The sequence below is a fragment of the Niveispirillum sp. genome (assembly GCF_052437035.1).
GTDB lineage: Bacteria > Pseudomonadota > Alphaproteobacteria > Azospirillales > Azospirillaceae > Niveispirillum.
Window position 1 is genome coordinate 676022 of the sequence record NZ_JBQVOH010000002.1, and the last position, 16146, is coordinate 692167.

A 16146-nucleotide genomic window follows, 5' to 3' on the forward strand; every position below is an offset into this window, starting at 1 on the left:
TCAGGGATTTGCCACGTGTCGGGTTTGTTTGAAGCACAGGCACCAAGGCCGCTGGCCGACCGGTTGCGGCCACAAAGCCTGGATCAGATGGTGGGGCAGGATCACCTGTTGCGCCCTGACGGCCCCATTGGCCGCATGATCTGCGCGCGCCGGCTGGTTTCCATGATCCTCTGGGGGCCACCCGGATGCGGCAAGACCACGCTGGCCCGCCTGCTGGCCCAGACCACGGACCTGCATTTCGAACCGCTATCGGCGATTTTCAGCGGTGTGGCCGACCTGCGCAAAGTGTTCGAGGCGGCGAAGTCGCGCCGGCAGGCGGGCCAGGGCACCCTGCTGTTCATCGACGAAATCCACCGGTTCAACCGGTCGCAGCAGGACGGGTTCCTGCCTTATGTGGAGGATGGGACCGTCACGCTGGTGGGGGCCACGACGGAGAATCCTAGTTTCGAACTGAACGCCGCCTTGCTGTCGCGGGCACAGGTATTCGTCCTGAACCGTCTGGACGATGCCGCCCTGGAAAATCTGTTGGCCCGGGCGGAGGCGGAGGAGGGGCGGCCCCTGCCGCTGGACGCGGATGCAAGGGCGTCGGTCAAGGCGCTGGCCGATGGTGACGGGCGTTATTGCCTGAACCTGTGCGAGGAACTGTTCGCCCTTCCGGCAGACAAAGTTCTGGACACCAACGCCCTGGCTGCGGCGGTGCAGCGGCGCATGCCGCTTTATGACAAGGCGCAGGAGGGGCATTACAACCTGATCTCCGCCCTGCATAAATCCCTGCGCGGGTCGGACACGGATGCGGCCTTGTACTGGTACGCCCGCATGCTGGCCGGGGGCGAGGACCCGCGCTACATCGCGCGGCGCCTGACCCGCTTTGCGGTCGAGGATATCGGCATGGCCGACCCGGCAGCCCTGACCCAGGCGACGGCGGCGTGGGAAGCCTATGAACGGCTAGGCAGCCCGGAGGGTGAGCTGGCCATCGCGCAGCTTGTCATCTATCTGGGTACGGCGCCCAAATCCAACGCCGCCTATACCGCCTATAAGGATGCCGTGCGGGCGGCCAAGGAGACAGGCAGCCTGTCCCCGCCCAAACATATCCTGAACGCACCGACCAAGCTGATGAAGCAATTGGGCTATGGTCACGGCTACAATTACGACCATGACACGGCAGAGGGGTTCAGCGGCCAGAACTATTTCCCAGACGAGATGGGACGGCGCGAATTCTATCGCCCCGTCGAACGTGGGTTCGAGCGGGAGATCAAGAAACGCCAGGATTACTGGGCGCGGCTCCGGGCGGAGAAGGGTGGGGGGTGATTGCGCCATTGGCGCAATTTATGCTAGTGTCCCCTTGTGAAGATCGTAAGAACCCAGCGCTATCAGCGCGATCTCAAACGGATTGGTGCGACCCAGGCCATATTGATCGGCTGGAACTGATGGTGGCATCCAACCCGACAGTTGGCGATGTCATTCCCGGCCTGGGCGGCATCCGTAAGGTGCGTTTCAGACTGGGCAACAAGGGTAAGCGGGGCGGTGGCCGCGCCATTTACTTCCTCATGGTTACGGATGAACTGGCCGTCATGCTTTTCGCTTATGAAAAGGCCAGCCAGACCGATTTGACCGAGGATCAGCGCCGCATGGCCCTGGCGCTTTTGCAGGAGTTGAAGCGATGACAGCGGAAAAGCAGGGATTCGGCGAGGCTCTGCTGGAGAGTTTGGCCGAGGTTGTAGCCTGGAAGAAAGGCGAGATGGCGCTTGAGGTTGTTGACGTTGATGCCATGCCACCGGAGCGGGTGCGCGCGATCCGCCATGCGGTCGCCAAATCCACACGCGAGTTCGAGCGGCGTTTCGGAATCCCTGCGGCCACGATGAACAATTGGGAACAGGGGCGCCGAAAGCCCGATCCGGCGGCCCGCATTCTGTTACAGGTTATTGAGAAATCGCCGGAGATGGTGGCATCGGTGGTAGCGGGTGATTGATCTGATGCACCGCCGCACCTTCCTCCTTTCCGCCGCCGCCCTGTCCGCCCTGCGCCCGGCCATCGCTGCACCCTCCGGCCTGTCGCTGGGGGAGGTCCTGCATGAAGATGACTTCCGTGACGGTCTGGGCCAGTGGCTGTTGCAGGCCCACCGGCCCGGCACCGTAACCGCTGCCGATGGTGTCCTGGATATCGATGTGCCGGCGGGAACGTCGCTGTGGTTCAAGCCCCGCCTGTCCGGGCCCATCGCCATCCGGTATGAGGCGTTGATGGTGGCGGAAGGGGGCCCTAATGACCGGTTGTCGGACCTGAACGCCTTCTGGATGGCCAACGATCCTGTGGTACCGGATGGCGATGCGATGGCCAAGGACCGAACGGGCAAGTTCGAAGATTATGACGATCTGGTCCTTTATTATGTGGGCCAGGGCGGCAATTCCAACAGCACCACGCGCTTTCGCCGTTATACGGGGCGGGCGGGTGATCGGCCCCTGCTGCCGGAGAATGACCGTCGGCTGCCGGCGGATATGCTGGTCGGCAATGTCTGGCAGACGGTGACCCTGGCCGCCGTCGGGTCGCGCATCCTTTATTGGCGGGATGACCGGCTGCTGTTTGATTTTGAGGACCCGGCCCCGCTGGCCAGCGGCCATTTCGCACTGCGCACGACGCAGAGCCATCTGCGGGTGCGGAATTTCCGTGTGTATCGGGCGGGTTACATCTGATTTGGTCAGGCCACGCCTGCGTTAACCGGTACTTGCGCCGAATGGGTTGCCGCCCCAATCTTAGGGCGCCCGATGCCAGAGAGCCCGCCCCTTGAACGCCTTCCTGTCCGACCGCGTCCGTTCCATCGCCGACTGGTTGCTGCTTGAAGGCAACCAGCTGTTCGACATCGACCTGCTGTTCGCACAACTGGTCGACCGGATTGCCACGTCCGGCATTCCCATCGGTCGCGTTTCGTTGAACCTGGAGCTTCTCCACCCCGAAGTGGTGGGGGAGGGGCGTGTCTGGCTGTGTGGTCAGGCAACTGGCACGCACCGGCTGAACCGTGTCGATACCGACATGTCGGAATATCTGAACTCTCCCGTCCACCGCGTGGATGAAACGGGGGAGCCGTATCGTGTCCGCCTTGCACTGGAAGAGACGGCGTTGCCGCTGCTGGCCCGGTTAAAGCGGGAAGGGTTCCAGGATTATTTCATCGCGCCCATCCAGGTGCAGGACAAGCACCGGTCGGCGGCCATGTCGTTTGCCGCTAAGCGCGTAGCCTTCAGCGATCAGGATATCATCGACCTGACCCATATTGTGGCCGCCGTGTCGCCCATTCTGGAGGCCCGCGTGGTGCGCAATATCGCGCGCGACCTGCTGGCCACATATCTGGGGGCCGGGGCCGGTGACCGGGTCTATGCGGGGCAGATTTCGCGCGGCGATGCCGACCATATCTTTGCCGCCATCCTGTTCGCTGACCTGCGCGGCTTCACCCGCTTCACCGCTGATAACCTGTCCACCACCGTCCTGGAACGGCTGAACCACTGGTTCGATCTGTCCGTGGACGCGGTGGAGGCGCATGGCGGCGAGGTGCTGAAATTCATGGGCGATGGCATGCTGGCCATCTTTCCCGCCGACATGATGAACCCGCGGGAAGCATGCGGCCACGCGCTGGCCGCCGCCGCGACCCTGGATAATGCTGTCACCGCCTGGAATGAGGCCTGCCCCAATGGGCAGACCCGGATCGATTATGGCCTGTCGCTGCATCTGGGCCATGTCGCCTTTGGCAATATCGGCGGCAAGCGCCGGCTGGATTTCACGGTTGTCGGCCCCGCCGTCAATCTTGCCAGCCGTCTGCTGGAGGTGGCAAAGGAACTGGACAGCCATTTCGTGGTCTCCACCGCCTTTGCCGGATGCTCCGGTCGCACGATGCGGTCGGTCGGCGTGCATGAGGTGCGGGGATTGGATCAGCCGGAAGAGATTTTCGTGCCCTGTTGATGGCGCCCATGCTATCGCTGCACGCCCATCTTTTCCCCTGACCAGCCTGATCCCGAGCCATGAACGTCGCCGTCCGCTTCGCGCCCAGCCCGACCGGCCATCTGCATATCGGCAATGTCCGCACCGCCATCATGAACTGGCTGTTCGCGGCCCGGCATGGCGGCAGCTTCATGTTCCGTCTGGATGATACCGACGAGGAACGGTCCACCCAGGCCTTCGCCGATGCGATTGCCGAGGATCTGACCTGGCTGGGCCTTACCTGGGACCGCTTTGCCCGCGAGTCCGACCGGTATGGTCGCTATGCTGAGGCGGCGGAAGCGTTGAAGGCCGCCGGGCGTCTTTACCCCTGCTATGAGACGCCGGAGGAACTGGGCCTGAAGCGCAAGGCCATGCTGGCGCAACATCGCCCGCCCATCTATGACCGCTCCGCCCTGCGCCTGAGCGAGGCTGACCGCGCGCGGCTGGAAGGCGAAGGACGGCGTCCGCATTGGCGGTTCAAGCTGAACCATGCCGATATCATCTGGGACGATCTGGTGCAGGGGCACAAGCATTTCCGGGGTGCCGACCTGTCGGACCCCGTGCTGATCCGGGAGGATGGCCGCCCGCTCTATACCCTGACCTCCGTCGTCGATGATCTGGATTTCGCCATCACCCATATCGTGCGCGGTGAGGACCATGTCACCAACACGGCGGTGCAGGTGCAGCTGTTCGAGGCCATGATCGGCGTCGAGGGCAAGGGGTCTGTCCCCAGTTTCGCCCACCTGCCCCTGGTCGCAGGGTCGGAGGGGGAGGGGCTGTCCAAGCGCTTGGGCTCCCTGTCCGTGCGGTCGCTGCGCACCGAAGAGGGGGTGGAACCGCTGGCCCTGACCGCCTATCTCGCACGGCTGGGCACGTCTGACGCCATCGCCGCTGCCGGCAGCCTGTCCGAACTGGCCGAAGGTTTCGACTTCGCCAAGTTCGGGCGCGGAACGCCGAAGTTCGACGCTGATGAGCTGATGCGGCTGAACGCCCAGGTCCTGCATGCCGCCCCATTCAGTGCCGTCGCCAACCGTCTGGTCGCGCTGGGTATGGAGGGTGTGGATGAGGCGTTCTGGTTGGCCGTGCGGCCCAACCTGTCCCGCCTGTCGGACGCGAAGGAATGGTGGGCCGTGACCAAGCAGGCGGTGACGCCGCTGGTCGATGATGCCGCGTTTCTGGCCAAGGCCGCCGAACTGCTGCCCGAGGGTGCCTGGGATGATACGACCTGGGGTGTGTGGACCAAGGCCGTTGCGGCGGCCACGGGGGCCAAGGGCAAGGCCCTGTTCCTGCCGCTGCGCCGGGCGCTGACCGCCCATGATCATGGGCCGGAGCTGAAGACCCTGCTGCCGCTGATCGGGCGGGACCGCGCCCTGGCGCGGCTGTCGGGCTGTACGGCCTGACGCTTGCCCGCTATCTCTAACCATGACCTTTCTGCTGACGGAAAGCCTGCTCCCATGACCCTGTCGCTTTACAACACGCTGCTGCGGACCAAGGAAGCGTTCGCGCCCATCGACCCGGCTCATGTGAAGCTCTATGTCTGCGGCCCCACCGTTTACGACTATGCCCATATCGGCAATGCCAGGACTTTCAGCGCCTTTGACCTGCTGGCACGCCTGCTGAAGCACCTGTACCCGAAGGTCACCTACGCCCGGAACATCACGGACGTGGATGACAAGATCATTGAACGGTCGAACCAGTCGGGCGAGCCCATCGATAGCGTGACGGCGCGGACCACGGCGCAGTTCCATGCCGATATGGATGATCTGGGCCTCCTGCGCCCCGATATCGAACCGCGTGCCACGCGGCATATCGGTGACATGATCGCCATGATCGAGGCGCTGATCGCCAAGGGCTTTGCCTATGCCGCCGAAGGTCACGCCCTGTTCCATGTGCCTTCCATGTCCGATTATGGCCAACTGTCACGCCGCAGCCAGGATGAGCTGATCGCCGGCGCGCGGGTGGAGGTGGCTCCCTACAAGAAGTCGCCCGCCGATTTCGTACTGTGGAAGCCGGCCAAAGATGGCGAACCCGGCTGGGACAGCCCCTGGGGCAAGGGTCGCCCCGGCTGGCATATCGAATGCTCGGCCATGACGGCGGCGCATTTTGGCGATGTGTTCGATATCCATGGCGGCGGGCTGGACCTGATCTTCCCGCACCATGAGAACGAGATCGCGCAGAGCCGTTGCGCCCATGGCACCGCCGTGATGGCCAATGTCTGGCTGCATTCCGGCTTTTTGACCATCGCCGGCGACAAGATGTCCAAGTCCCTGGGCAACTTCTACACGGTGCGCGAGCTGCTGGACGAGTTTCCGGGTGAGGCGCTGCGTCTGGCCATCCTGTCGGCCCATTACCGGCAGCCGCTGGATTTCACCAAGGAGAAGGTGGCCCAGGCCCGTCATACGCTGGATCGCTGGTACGGTGTGCTGCGCACGGCGGGCGATGTGCCGGCGGGGGATATTCCGGCGGAATTCATGTCCGCCCTGATGGACGATCTGAACACGCCGCTGGCTATTTCCGTCCTGCATGAACTGGCCAATGCCTATCACAAGGCGGGTGACGATGCCGGGCGTGTGGCCGCCGCGTCCGCACTGAAGGCTGCTACCAACCTGTTGGGTTTCCTGACGCAAGCCCCGGAAGCCTGGTTCAAGTGGCAGCCGGCGGGCGCGTGCGGCCTGGATGATGCCGCCATTGAACAGGCCATATCCTCCCGTCTGGCCGCCCGCAAGGCCAAGAACTTTGCCGAGGCTGACCGCATCCGCAACGATCTGGCCGCCCAGGGCGTCATTCTGGAGGACGGGCCGAAGGGAACGACCTGGAAGCGGGGGTAGAGTTTGTCGAATTAAGGTGGGGCGATTGATGACGCCCCACCTTAATCTGCCCCGCTTGTGCCTTGGCCTGTGGCGGCCTGACCTTAAGCCCGTTCCACCTCTTCCAGCGCCCAGTCAAAGGCCGCCGCCTCTTCTTCCTCATCGCCCGGCAGGGTTACATCCTCGTCCAGCGTCTCCAGCGTTATGCGCAGGCGTTGGCCCGGCACGATGCCCAGCCGTTGGAAAATCTCTGATAATTGTTCGGGCGTGACGTCGTTCAGAACCTGCCGCATGTCCGGGGCCTCCGCGTGACGATGTTTTCAGGGTAGCCATTCCGGGCCGTTCCGGCAATGATGCCGCGCTAACCCAATGGCCCGAGCGCAGCAGAGACCATGACCCGTTTCCAAGGCACCCAGAATTACGTCGCCACCGATGACCTTCGCGTCGCCGTGAATGCCGCCATCACGTTGCAGCGTCCGCTGCTGGTGAAGGGCGAACCCGGCACCGGCAAGACGGTGCTGGCGCAGGAGGTGGCAAAGGCGCTTGGCCGACCGCTTCTGTCCTGGCATGTCAAATCCACGACCAAGGCGCAGCAGGGCCTTTACGAATATGACGCGGTCAGCAGGTTGCGCGACAGCCAACTGGGCGACCCGCGCGTCAAGGACATCAAGAACTATATCCGCAAAGGTCCCCTGTGGACCGCGTTCGAGGCTGACGAGCCGCCCGTCCTGCTGATCGATGAGATCGACAAGGCCGATATCGAGTTCCCGAACGATCTTCTCCAGGAACTCGACCGTATGGAATTCTTCGTTTACGAGACGGGGGAGACCATCAAGGCGGCCAAGCGGCCCGTGGTTATCATCACGTCCAACAACGAGAAGGAACTGCCCGATGCGTTCCTGCGCCGCTGCTTCTTCCATTATATCCGCTTCCCCGATGCCGACACGATGGCCCGCATCGTGGAGGTGCATTTTCCTGACCTGAAGGCCGAACTGCTGCGCGACGCGCTGACCCTGTTCTATGAGGTGCGCGATGTGCCCGGCCTGAAAAAGAAGCCCAGCACGTCAGAACTGCTGGACTGGATCCGCCTGCTGCTGGTGGAGGATGTGTCGCCGGAAACGCTGCGTCAGCGCGACCCGAAGAAGCTGATCCCGCCGCTGCACGGCGCGTTGCTGAAGAACGAACAGGATGTCCACCTGTTCGAACGTCTGGCCTTCCTGGCGCGGCGGAACAACGGCTGAGGGCGGGGGGGAGCGCTACAGCTCCCCGAAGCTCTGGACCAGCGATCCGACAATCAGGTACCAGCCGTCAATCAGCACGAAGAAGATCAGTTTGAACGGCAGTGAGATCATCGCTGGTGGTAGCATCATCATGCCCATCGCCATCAGCACCGATGACACCACCATGTCGATAACCAGGAACGGCACGAAAACCAGGAACCCGATCTCAAAGCTGCGCTTCAGTTCCGACAGCATGAAGGCCGGGATCAGGACGTGGATCGGCACATCTTCCGGCTTGGCCACGGGTGCCGTCTTCGACATATCCATGAACAGCTGCAAATCGCGTTCGCGCACATGCCGGGTCATGAAGGCATGAAACGGCTCCACCGCCCGCTTGAAGGCCGTGATCTCGTCGATCTCTTCATTGATCAGCGGGCGCAGGCCCCGGTCGTAAGAGGCCTGGAGCGTCGGCGCCATGATGAAGAAGGTCAGGAACATCGCCAGGCTGACCAGCACCTGATTGGGCGGCACCTGCATGGTGCCCAGTGCTGACCGCAGGAAGCTGAGCACGATGGTGATGCGGACAAAGCAGGTCATCATGATCAGGATGCTGGGCGCCAGCGACAGCACCGTCAGCAGCATCACGAACTGGATGATACGGCCCGTGCCGCTGGCCCCCTGGTCACCGAGGTCCAATGACAGGCTTTGCGCCGCTGCCGGCCCCGCCGACAGCAGCATCAGGCCCAGCAACGGCAGCGCAAGGCGGCGGCAAAGCAACAGCATAGGCGCCATCATGGTGCGGACCCCGCCTGTTCCTGGCGGTTCAGCGCCGCCTTGAAATCCCCCGGCGGAATGATCCCCGTCTCCACCACCCGGTCCTCCCCGATGCCCAGCAGCAGCAGATGTTCCACCCCGTCGCGCCGCACCAGCACCAGCCGGCGGCGCGCGTCGAGCGCCATCACCTCCACCACGCTCAGCCTTTTATCACCTTTCCGGCGTACGGCCAGCCCGGCGGCGGGCCCATAACGGCGCAGCAGAACCGCAAAAACCGCGATCAGCGCCAGAACGGCACCCAGCGCCAGGATCAGCCGCAGGTAATTGGCCGCGTCCATTCACATATCCTTGCCGGTACGATAGGCCTGGGCGGCGCGCATGCGGGTGGCGTGCGTCTCCCGTCCCCCCAGCTTGTCACCATGCACGCGTTCCAGCGTACCGGCCACCTGATCCAGCGCCGCCATCACCTGTTCCAGCCGGGGCAGCAGCGACCGCGCCTGTGGCGGTGGCAGGGCCAGGATGGTGTCCAGAATGGGCTTCACCTCCCGCTCCAGACCATAGAGATCGACCATCTCTCCTTCGCCCAGGGTCTTGTCGCCCTGGGTCAGCAGCGACAGCAGACTGTCCAGCGTCTGACCGATATCGTCGGGAGCGGGCAGGGTGGGGATGGTGGGATTGTCGGTCATGGCGTTGTCGGCCGATCCAGGGGCTTCAGGTCAAGTTCGCCCGCGCGTTCATTCAGCGTGCCATTGGCGCGGTACACATGGGCAAGGATTTCCGCCACGGCGGCGATGGCTTCAATGGGAATTTCACTTTCCACATCGACGGCGGCAAGAATTTCCGCAAGGTCGGCATCGGTGCGCACCTTTACCCCATGGGCAAAGGCCAGTTCCAGGATCTGTTCGGCCACCGCGCCATGTCCGCTGGCCACGATGCGCGGCAGGCTGGGATCGCCCCGTTCATGCCGGAGGGCCACGGCCACCTGTCGGCGGGCGGGGGCGGGCGGGGGGCTTTCAGGCGGTGGAGGCAACGGCATGGCCCTTGTCGGATGTGCCATTCCGGGCGCGAAACCACCCTTGCGGCAGAAAGCATCCTAGCAGATGCGATTGTCCTGTGCGAGGCGGCTTCGCGCATGCGATTTCACGTTCCTTGGCGTCGCACTTGCGCTATGTTGGGAATGAAAGCCGCTGGGCCGCCCCCGGCCCCGTGGTTTTGTCCCCGCAAAAGGCGGGCAGGGTGGCCAAAAACCCACCCGAACAGCCGAAAATGGCGCGGAAATTGCATTAAATTTGGTCTGGAGAAGGCGCCTGTCGGGTGCATTCATGGGCAAGGATGGAAGAAGGGTATCGCCATGGATCTGAAGGATAGCGGCATATTCCGCCTGATGTCGGACAAGATGGCCTGGCACAATCAGCGGCAGGAGGTTCTGTCCAAGAACATCTCCAACGCCGATACGCCGGAATTCCGTCCCCACGATCTGGTGCAGTTCGACTTCAAGAAGCAACTGCGCGAAACGGCCCGCATGCCGCTGGCCGGTGGCGAGAATGGTCATCTGTCCGGCACCATCGTGTCGAAGACAGGTTTCAAGGATGGGCAGGAACGCAACCCCTATGAAACCGCGCCCGCCGGCAATGCCGTGGTTCTGGAAGAACAGATGATGAAGGTTGGCCAGAATTCCATGGAGTACCAGACCGTCACCAACCTGTACCGCAAGCAGGTTGGCATGCTGAAAACCGCGATGACGCCGCCGCGTTAAGACGCGCCGCTGCTGGCTGTTAGGGGGAACGGAACATGGATCTGATGAATTCGATGGCGGCATCGGCCGCCGGCATGAAGGTGCAGGGCACCCGCCTGCGCGTCATCGCCGAAAACCTGGCCAATGCCAATTCCACCGCTCCGTCACCGGGCGATCTGCCGTACCGCCGCAAGGTGGTGATGTTCCAGAACGCGCTGGACAAGCAGATGGAAACCGATCTGGTCCAGGTCAAGAAGATCGATGTGGACCGCAGCGACTTCCAGCGCCGGTACGATCCCGGCCACCCGTCGGCGGATGCCGATGGCTATGTGCTGCTGCCCAATGTTAATTCGCTGGTGGAAAGCATGGACATGCGCGAGGCGCAGCGTTCATACGAGGCGAACCTGAACACGCTGGACGCCACCCGTTCCATGATCATGCGTACCATCGACCTGCTGCGTTCCAACTGATTGACCCGCCCCTCCGGACAGAAGAGACAGAGCCATGGCCATTCCCTTCAGCGGTGCCGCCGCCGCCTATGCCAGCGCCGCCACCCGCGGCCTCACCGCCCCGTCCCGGTCCGGCCCGACGGAGGGGCCGTCCTTTGGTGACATGCTGGAAAGTGCGGTCGGGCAATCCATCCAGACCATGCACAAGGGCGAGGAGATGACGGCCAAGGGCGTGCTGGGCAAGGCCGATCTGGCCGATGTGGTGAATGCCGTCACCAATGCCGAGGTAACCCTGCAGGCGGTGGTGAATGTGCGTGACAAGGTGATTTCCGCCTATCAGGAAATCCTGCGCATGCCGATGTGACGGCGGGGCCAGGACCGGATCATGAATGAGGCCGAAGCCATCGAGATCGTGCGCGATGCGCTGTTCACCACGATCATCGTCAGCCTGCCCTTGATGTTGATTGCGCTGGTGGTTGGCCTTGCCATTTCTCTGTTCCAGGCACTGACACAGTTGCAGGAACAGACCCTGACCTTCGTGCCGAAAATCCTGATCCTGTTCACGGCCATGGTGTTCCTGCTGCCCTTCATGAACGGGCATCTGAAGGTTTTCACCGAACGGATCATGGACCGCATCATCGCGGTGGGGACCGGCGTCGATAACGGGGATGATGGCTGATGTCGCTGGATGCGATCCTGGGCGGGTCCGTCTATGCTTTTTTGATGATTTTCGTGCGGCTGGGTTCCGCCTTTCTGATCATGCCCGGCTATGGCGAACAGTTTGTGTCGCCGCGCATCCGTCTGCTGTTCGCGCTGGCCGTGTCGTTCATCTTGCTGCCCATTCTGCTGCCTTCCATGCCGAAGCCACCCGCCAGTCCGGCTGATCTGACGCTGTTGATCATTTCGGAGGCGATGATCGGCATCTTTCTGGGGACCATCACCCGCATGCTGATGGCGGCGCTGGAAACGGCGGGGATGCTGATCGCCAATCAGGTGGGGCTTTCGGCGGCGCAGGCCTTCAATCCGGCCATGTCGTCGCCGGGCAATGCGATATCCTCCATCCTGGGTGTGCTGGCCCTGATGCTGATCTTTGCCACCGACATGCATCACATGCTGCTGCTGGCGGTTGTTGACAGCTATTCGCTGTTTCAGCCGGGGCAATGGCTGCCTATCGGCGATGTGGCACAGCATCTGACGCGCGTGATGGCCGACAGCTTTCTGATCGGGATGCAGTTATCCGCACCCTTTACTGTGATCGGGCTGCTGTTCTATCTGGGACTTGGCCTGATCTCGCGCATGGTGCCGCAGATCCAGGTGTTCTTTGTCGGTGCGCCGATCCAGATCGTGCTGGGCCTGCTTTTGCTGGGCCTCAGCCTGACGGCACTGATGACCTTCTGGCTGGCCCGGTTCGAGGGTCAGCTTGTCAATATCCTGCAGCTGTGACGGGGAGGGCTCGCCATGGCTGAAGACCAGGATGATGACAGCAAAACAGAAGAACCTACTGGTAAACGGCTTCAGGACGCGCGCGAGAAAGGCCAGGTCCCGAAGTCGCAGGAATTCACCCACCTGTTCGTGCTCAGCGCCTCGCTGGTGCTGATCCTGATGGTCCTGCCCTGGTCATTCGGGCGCATATCCGCATCGATCACACCATTCATTGAACAGCCACACGCCATCATCATGGATGGTGGCGCGTTGACTGATATATTCACCGACCTGATCACCAGCACCTTGATCTCTATGGTGGTGCCGCTGGTCATTCTGCTGATCGCCGGGGTCACCGCCTCCATCGTGCAGGTCGGCTTTTTGGTGACGACCGAGAAATTCATGCAGTTCGATTTGAACCGCTTGAATCCCTTGCCGGCCCTGGCGCAGAAATTCTCGATGAAGAATCTGGTGGAGTTTCTGAAATCGCTGGCCAAGCTGGTGATCGTCTCCATCGTCGTCTACATCATGCTGCGGCCGCTTTGGGACTCGGTCGATCACTTTATTTCGATGGCGATCATCGACATCGTGAAGGAGACGCAGCATCTGGCGGCCAAGATCATTTTCGCGGTCATCCTGGTTCTGCTGACGCTGGCCGGCGCCGACTATATTTATCAGCGCTATACGTTCATGAAGCAGATGCGCATGACGAAGCAGGAGATCAAGGAAGAGTTCAAGCAGGCGGAAGGTGACCCGCTGATCAAGGGCAAGATCCGGCAGTTGCGTATGGAACGTGCCCGTAACCGCATGATGGGCAATATTCCCACGGCTGACGTTGTGGTGACCAACCCCACCCACTATGCCGTTGCCTTGAAATATGATCCCGCCGTGATGGGCGCGCCGACCGTGGTGGCCAAGGGCGTCGACCATCTGGCCATGCGCATCCGCGAAATCGCGGAAGAACATGACGTCCCCCTGATCACCAACCCCGCCCTGGCCCGTGCGCTTTATGCAACGGCAGAGGTGAATGAGGAAATCCCCACCGATCATTACAAGGCGGTGGCGGAAATCATCTCCTACGTCTTCAAGATGAAACGCAAGCCGATTCCCCGGCAGTGATCGACCTTAACTGTTTGTCGTGCCTGATATTATCCTTCGTGTAGGATGGTGTGCCCGCCGACAGACCCGACCGGTGTTCCTATGCGCAAATCCACCCCTATTGCCCGTTCCGGCCTGAACCCGACTGCGCGCGCTGCCGGCCTGTGGGCATTGGTGATGGTGCTGGCGGGTATTGCCGCCATGGTCTGGCTGGCCCGGCTGGATGGCCCGCCGCCGGTGGAATGGCCTGCCGGGCTTCGGGGGGGTGTGGCCGTTTGGCTGGGTGGCGGCGTCCTGGCCTTTGCGGCTGTGATGCTGGTCCGTAGCGTGGCGGAGCGGGCAGGCGGTGTCGAGGAACGCCGCCATCTTTTGGCCCGCGCGCTGGAGGCGGCGCCGGTTGCGACCGTCATCATCGGCAGCGATGGACGCGCCCTGCACTATAATCCCGCCTTCCGCGATCTGGCACAGCCGGGGACCCAGCCGCCCTTGTCGGCGTTGGGTGCTGCGGCGGGGACCGGTCTGGCGCCGCTGGAGATCAAACGGCTGCTGGCCGCGGTGGAGCGCGGGCTGGATGGAGAGGCGGATATCGGTTTTGCCGACGGTCGCCGGTTCCGCGTAACCGCCCGGCCGCTTGATGGCATCGCCGGCTGTTCGGTCTGGCAGGTTCAGGCCGTGGAGGCCGCCGCTGCCCCGGTGATGGAGCATGCCCCGGTGCTGCCCGCACCTGCCGCCGATCTTGCGGAAATTGAGCGGCTGCGCTGCGATCTGGCGCGGATTGAGGAGCGGTTCCGGCGGTTCTTCGATTATGCCCCCATCGGCATTGCGCTGATCGATGCCGACCTACGGCTGGCAGAATGCAATGACACTGTCCTGGCCCTGTCCGGCCTGTCACGGGACGATGCGCAGGGCCGGCCTGTGGCCAATCTGTTCAAGCGGGATCAGCGGACGGCCATTCAACAGCGCCTGTCGGCCATCCGCGATGGGGGTGAGGGGGGGCCCGTGCATGAGGCACAACTGCGCGGCAGCCACGGCCCGGTCGTGCATCTTTATGCCCGCCGCGATGATGGTGCGCCTGCTGCCGGCGTGGTTCTGCATATGGTCGATATGACCAACCAGAAGAACCTGGAGGCGCAGTTCGTCCAGTCGCAGAAGATGCAGGCCATCGGGCAACTGGCCGGCGGCGTGGCACATGATTTCAACAATCTGCTGACGGCCATGATCGGCTTCTGCGACCTGCTGCTGCTGCGGCACAAGCCGGGTGACCATTCCTTCACCGACATCATGCAGATCAAGCAGAATGCCAACCGTGCAGCCAATCTGGTGCGCCAGTTGCTGGCCTTCTCCCGACAGCAGACCTTGCAGCCGCGTGTTCTGTCCGTCACCGACGTTCTGGCCGAACTGTCCAACCTGCTGCGCCGGCTGATCGGTGAGAATATCGAACTTAAGATGCTGCATGGCCGCGACCTGGGGCTGGTCAAGGTGGACCAGGGGCAGTTGGAGCAGGTGATCATCAATCTCTGCGTCAATGCCCGTGACGCCATGGTGGAGACAGGCGGACGCCTGACCGTCGTTACCTCCAATCTGCATGTCGCCGATCCGGTGCAGCGCGCAACAGAGACGATGCCCGCCGGTGATTATGTGGTGATTGAGGTCATCGATACCGGTGTGGGCATCCCGGCTGAAAACCTGCAACGTATCTTCGAACCGTTTTTCTCCACCAAGGAGCTGGGGTCCGGTACGGGGCTGGGCCTGTCCACCGTCTATGGCATTGTGCGGCAGACGGGTGGCTTTGTGTTTGTCGACAGCGCACCGGGCGATGGTGCCAAATTCTCCATCTATCTGCCGCGATACCAGGAGGAGGGCGTGCAGGCCGCCACCCTGGATAAGGGCGAAAAGGGCAGCGCCGACCTGACCGGGACGGGCCGTATCCTTCTGGTGGAGGATGAGGACGCCGTCCGCGTCTTCTCCGCCCGTGCCCTTCGCAACAAGGGGTACGAGGTGGTGGAAGCCAAGAGTGGTGAGGCCGCCCTTGACTTGCTGCGCCGTCCCGACCGGCCAGAGGTGGACCTGATCGTCACCGATGTGGTGATGCCGCAACTGGACGGCCCGGCCATGATCCGCGCGGTCCGTGAGTTCATGCCCGACGTGAAGGTGATCTTCATCTCCGGCTACGCCGAGGAACGCTTCCGCAGCTCCGTCGGCGGTGGGGAGGTGGTGGAGTTCCTGCCCAAGCCTTTCAGCCTGAAACAGCTGGCCGGCAAGGTGAAGGAAGTCATGGAGCGGTGAGGCCGGGTCTTACCCAGGCCCGATAGCTGACAAAGATCAGGGGCAGCAGGGCCACGGCATCGACCATGGCAATCGTTCGTGCCGGTCCGTCCGGCAGGCTGGCGCGGGCATAGACCCCCAGAAAGCCGATGATGCTGATCCCCACGACCATGCTGCACACGCGGCGCGCTGAGGGATCGATTATCGCCCAGAGGGATGCTGCCGTGATGGCAAGGAACAGCGCTCCCCGGTGAATGATCAGGATGCCGGCAGGCCCTATTGGGTCCACGCCATAAAGCCGCATCGACAGATCGGGCGCGAAAAGTACCGTAGCCGGCATCACATGTACCAGGGCCAGCAGCAGCCACGCGGCCCTTGCCAGTTTCTCCACCATCATCCCCTCCCGCTTGTCA

21 protein-coding genes are annotated in these 16146 nt (G+C 62.7%); 15 read left to right on the top strand and 6 right to left on the bottom strand.

Going from position 1 to position 16146, the window contains the following annotated elements:
• Nucleotides 1–15 precede the first annotated feature (15 nt).
• From ACT6Q8_RS08245 to cysS, 7 genes are all read left to right on the top strand, one after another.
• Complete coding sequence (locus tag ACT6Q8_RS08245) at nt 16–1308, top strand: replication-associated recombination protein A (protein ID WP_444733161.1); 1293 nt, start codon at nt 16–18, stop codon at nt 1306–1308.
• 119 nt (nt 1309–1427) lie between these two features.
• The gene (locus ACT6Q8_RS08250) at nt 1428–1664 is read left to right on the top strand and encodes a hypothetical protein (RefSeq protein ID WP_444733162.1); all 237 of its coding nucleotides are present in this window, start codon (nt 1428–1430) and stop codon (nt 1662–1664) included.
• A complete protein-coding gene (locus tag ACT6Q8_RS08255; RefSeq protein ID WP_054169573.1) occupies nt 1661–1969 on the top strand; it encodes a helix-turn-helix domain-containing protein in 309 nt (102 codons plus the stop codon). The genes ACT6Q8_RS08250 and ACT6Q8_RS08255 overlap by 4 nt, the downstream gene beginning before the upstream one ends.
• Complete coding sequence (locus ACT6Q8_RS08260) at nt 1962–2687, top strand: DUF6250 domain-containing protein (protein ID WP_444739366.1); 726 nt, start codon at nt 1962–1964, stop codon at nt 2685–2687. The genes ACT6Q8_RS08255 and ACT6Q8_RS08260 overlap by 8 nt, the downstream gene beginning before the upstream one ends.
• Before the next feature lie 91 nt (nt 2688–2778).
• Nucleotides 2779–3945, top strand: a complete 1167-nt coding sequence (locus tag ACT6Q8_RS08265) for an adenylate/guanylate cyclase domain-containing protein (protein ID WP_444733164.1) — start codon at nt 2779–2781, stop codon at nt 3943–3945.
• Nucleotides 3946–4004: 59 nt separating this feature from the next.
• Nucleotides 4005–5363, top strand: coding sequence for a glutamate--tRNA ligase (gene gltX / locus ACT6Q8_RS08270; RefSeq protein ID WP_444733165.1), 1359 nt, complete (start codon nt 4005–4007; stop codon nt 5361–5363).
• Nucleotides 5364–5417: 54 nt separating this feature from the next.
• A complete protein-coding gene (gene cysS / locus ACT6Q8_RS08275) occupies nt 5418–6791 on the top strand; it encodes a cysteine--tRNA ligase (protein ID WP_444733166.1) in 1374 nt (457 codons plus the stop codon).
• An 83-nt stretch (nt 6792–6874) separates the two neighbouring features.
• On the opposite strand, the gene ACT6Q8_RS08280 is transcribed toward cysS, so the two are convergent.
• Nucleotides 6875–7063, bottom strand: a complete 189-nt coding sequence (locus tag ACT6Q8_RS08280; RefSeq protein ID WP_054169569.1) for a hypothetical protein — start codon at nt 7061–7063, stop codon at nt 6875–6877.
• Between the two features lie 99 nt (nt 7064–7162).
• Between ACT6Q8_RS08280 and ACT6Q8_RS08285 the strand changes: the two genes are divergently transcribed.
• Nucleotides 7163–8011 carry an AAA family ATPase gene (locus ACT6Q8_RS08285; protein ID WP_054169568.1) on the top strand — a complete coding sequence of 283 codons (849 nt, stop codon included), beginning with the start codon at nt 7163–7165 and terminating at the stop codon, nt 8009–8011.
• Between the two features lie 15 nt (nt 8012–8026).
• Here the strand turns inward: ACT6Q8_RS08285 and fliP are convergent, their stop codons facing one another.
• The 4 genes from fliP to ACT6Q8_RS08305 are packed head-to-tail and all read right to left on the bottom strand — an operon-like array spanning nt 8027 to nt 9740.
• On the bottom strand, nt 8027–8785 hold the full coding sequence (fliP, locus tag ACT6Q8_RS08290; RefSeq protein WP_054169567.1) for a flagellar type III secretion system pore protein FliP: 759 nt from the start codon (nt 8783–8785) through the stop codon (nt 8027–8029).
• Complete coding sequence (locus ACT6Q8_RS08295) at nt 8782–9102, bottom strand: flagellar biosynthetic protein FliO (protein ID WP_444733167.1); 321 nt, start codon at nt 9100–9102, stop codon at nt 8782–8784. Before ACT6Q8_RS08295 ends, fliP begins: the two co-directional genes overlap by 4 nt.
• Nucleotides 9103–9450 carry a hypothetical protein gene (locus tag ACT6Q8_RS08300; RefSeq protein WP_054169565.1) on the bottom strand — a complete coding sequence of 116 codons (348 nt, stop codon included), beginning with the start codon at nt 9448–9450 and terminating at the stop codon, nt 9103–9105.
• Complete coding sequence (locus tag ACT6Q8_RS08305) at nt 9447–9740, bottom strand: EscU/YscU/HrcU family type III secretion system export apparatus switch protein (protein WP_444733168.1); 294 nt, start codon at nt 9738–9740, stop codon at nt 9447–9449. The genes ACT6Q8_RS08300 and ACT6Q8_RS08305 overlap by 4 nt, the downstream gene beginning before the upstream one ends.
• 375 nt (nt 9741–10115) lie before the next feature.
• Between ACT6Q8_RS08305 and flgB the strand changes: the two genes are divergently transcribed.
• The 7 genes from flgB to ACT6Q8_RS08340 all read left to right on the top strand — a co-directional run bounded on the left by flgB (nt 10116) and on the right by ACT6Q8_RS08340 (nt 15754).
• The gene (flgB, locus tag ACT6Q8_RS08310; RefSeq protein WP_054169563.1) at nt 10116–10520 is read left to right on the top strand and encodes a flagellar basal body rod protein FlgB; all 405 of its coding nucleotides are present in this window, start codon (nt 10116–10118) and stop codon (nt 10518–10520) included.
• Nucleotides 10521–10555: 35 nt separating this feature from the next.
• On the top strand, nt 10556–10969 hold the full coding sequence (gene flgC / locus ACT6Q8_RS08315; protein ID WP_054169562.1) for a flagellar basal body rod protein FlgC: 414 nt from the start codon (nt 10556–10558) through the stop codon (nt 10967–10969).
• A gap of 34 nt (nt 10970–11003) precedes the next feature.
• The gene (gene fliE, locus ACT6Q8_RS08320; RefSeq protein ID WP_444733169.1) at nt 11004–11312 is read left to right on the top strand and encodes a flagellar hook-basal body complex protein FliE; all 309 of its coding nucleotides are present in this window, start codon (nt 11004–11006) and stop codon (nt 11310–11312) included.
• 21 nt (nt 11313–11333) lie between these two features.
• Nucleotides 11334–11627, top strand: a complete 294-nt coding sequence (fliQ, locus tag ACT6Q8_RS08325) for a flagellar biosynthesis protein FliQ (protein WP_054169560.1) — start codon at nt 11334–11336, stop codon at nt 11625–11627.
• Nucleotides 11627–12391 carry a flagellar biosynthetic protein FliR gene (gene fliR, locus ACT6Q8_RS08330; protein ID WP_054169559.1) on the top strand — a complete coding sequence of 255 codons (765 nt, stop codon included), beginning with the start codon at nt 11627–11629 and terminating at the stop codon, nt 12389–12391. Before fliQ ends, fliR begins: the two co-directional genes overlap by 1 nt.
• Before the next feature lie 15 nt (nt 12392–12406).
• Nucleotides 12407–13489, top strand: a complete 1083-nt coding sequence (gene flhB / locus ACT6Q8_RS08335; protein WP_054169558.1) for a flagellar biosynthesis protein FlhB — start codon at nt 12407–12409, stop codon at nt 13487–13489.
• An 81-nt stretch (nt 13490–13570) separates the two neighbouring features.
• On the top strand, nt 13571–15754 hold the full coding sequence (locus ACT6Q8_RS08340; protein WP_444733170.1) for a PAS domain-containing hybrid sensor histidine kinase/response regulator: 2184 nt from the start codon (nt 13571–13573) through the stop codon (nt 15752–15754).
• Here ACT6Q8_RS08340 and ACT6Q8_RS08345 read toward each other — a convergent pair.
• Nucleotides 15741–16130 (bottom strand): hypothetical protein, encoded by a 390-nt coding sequence (locus ACT6Q8_RS08345; protein WP_054169556.1) that lies wholly within the window; start codon nt 16128–16130, stop codon nt 15741–15743. The two genes, ACT6Q8_RS08340 and ACT6Q8_RS08345, sit on opposite strands and share 14 nt — an antisense overlap.
• Between the last annotated feature and the right edge of the window lie 16 nt (nt 16131–16146).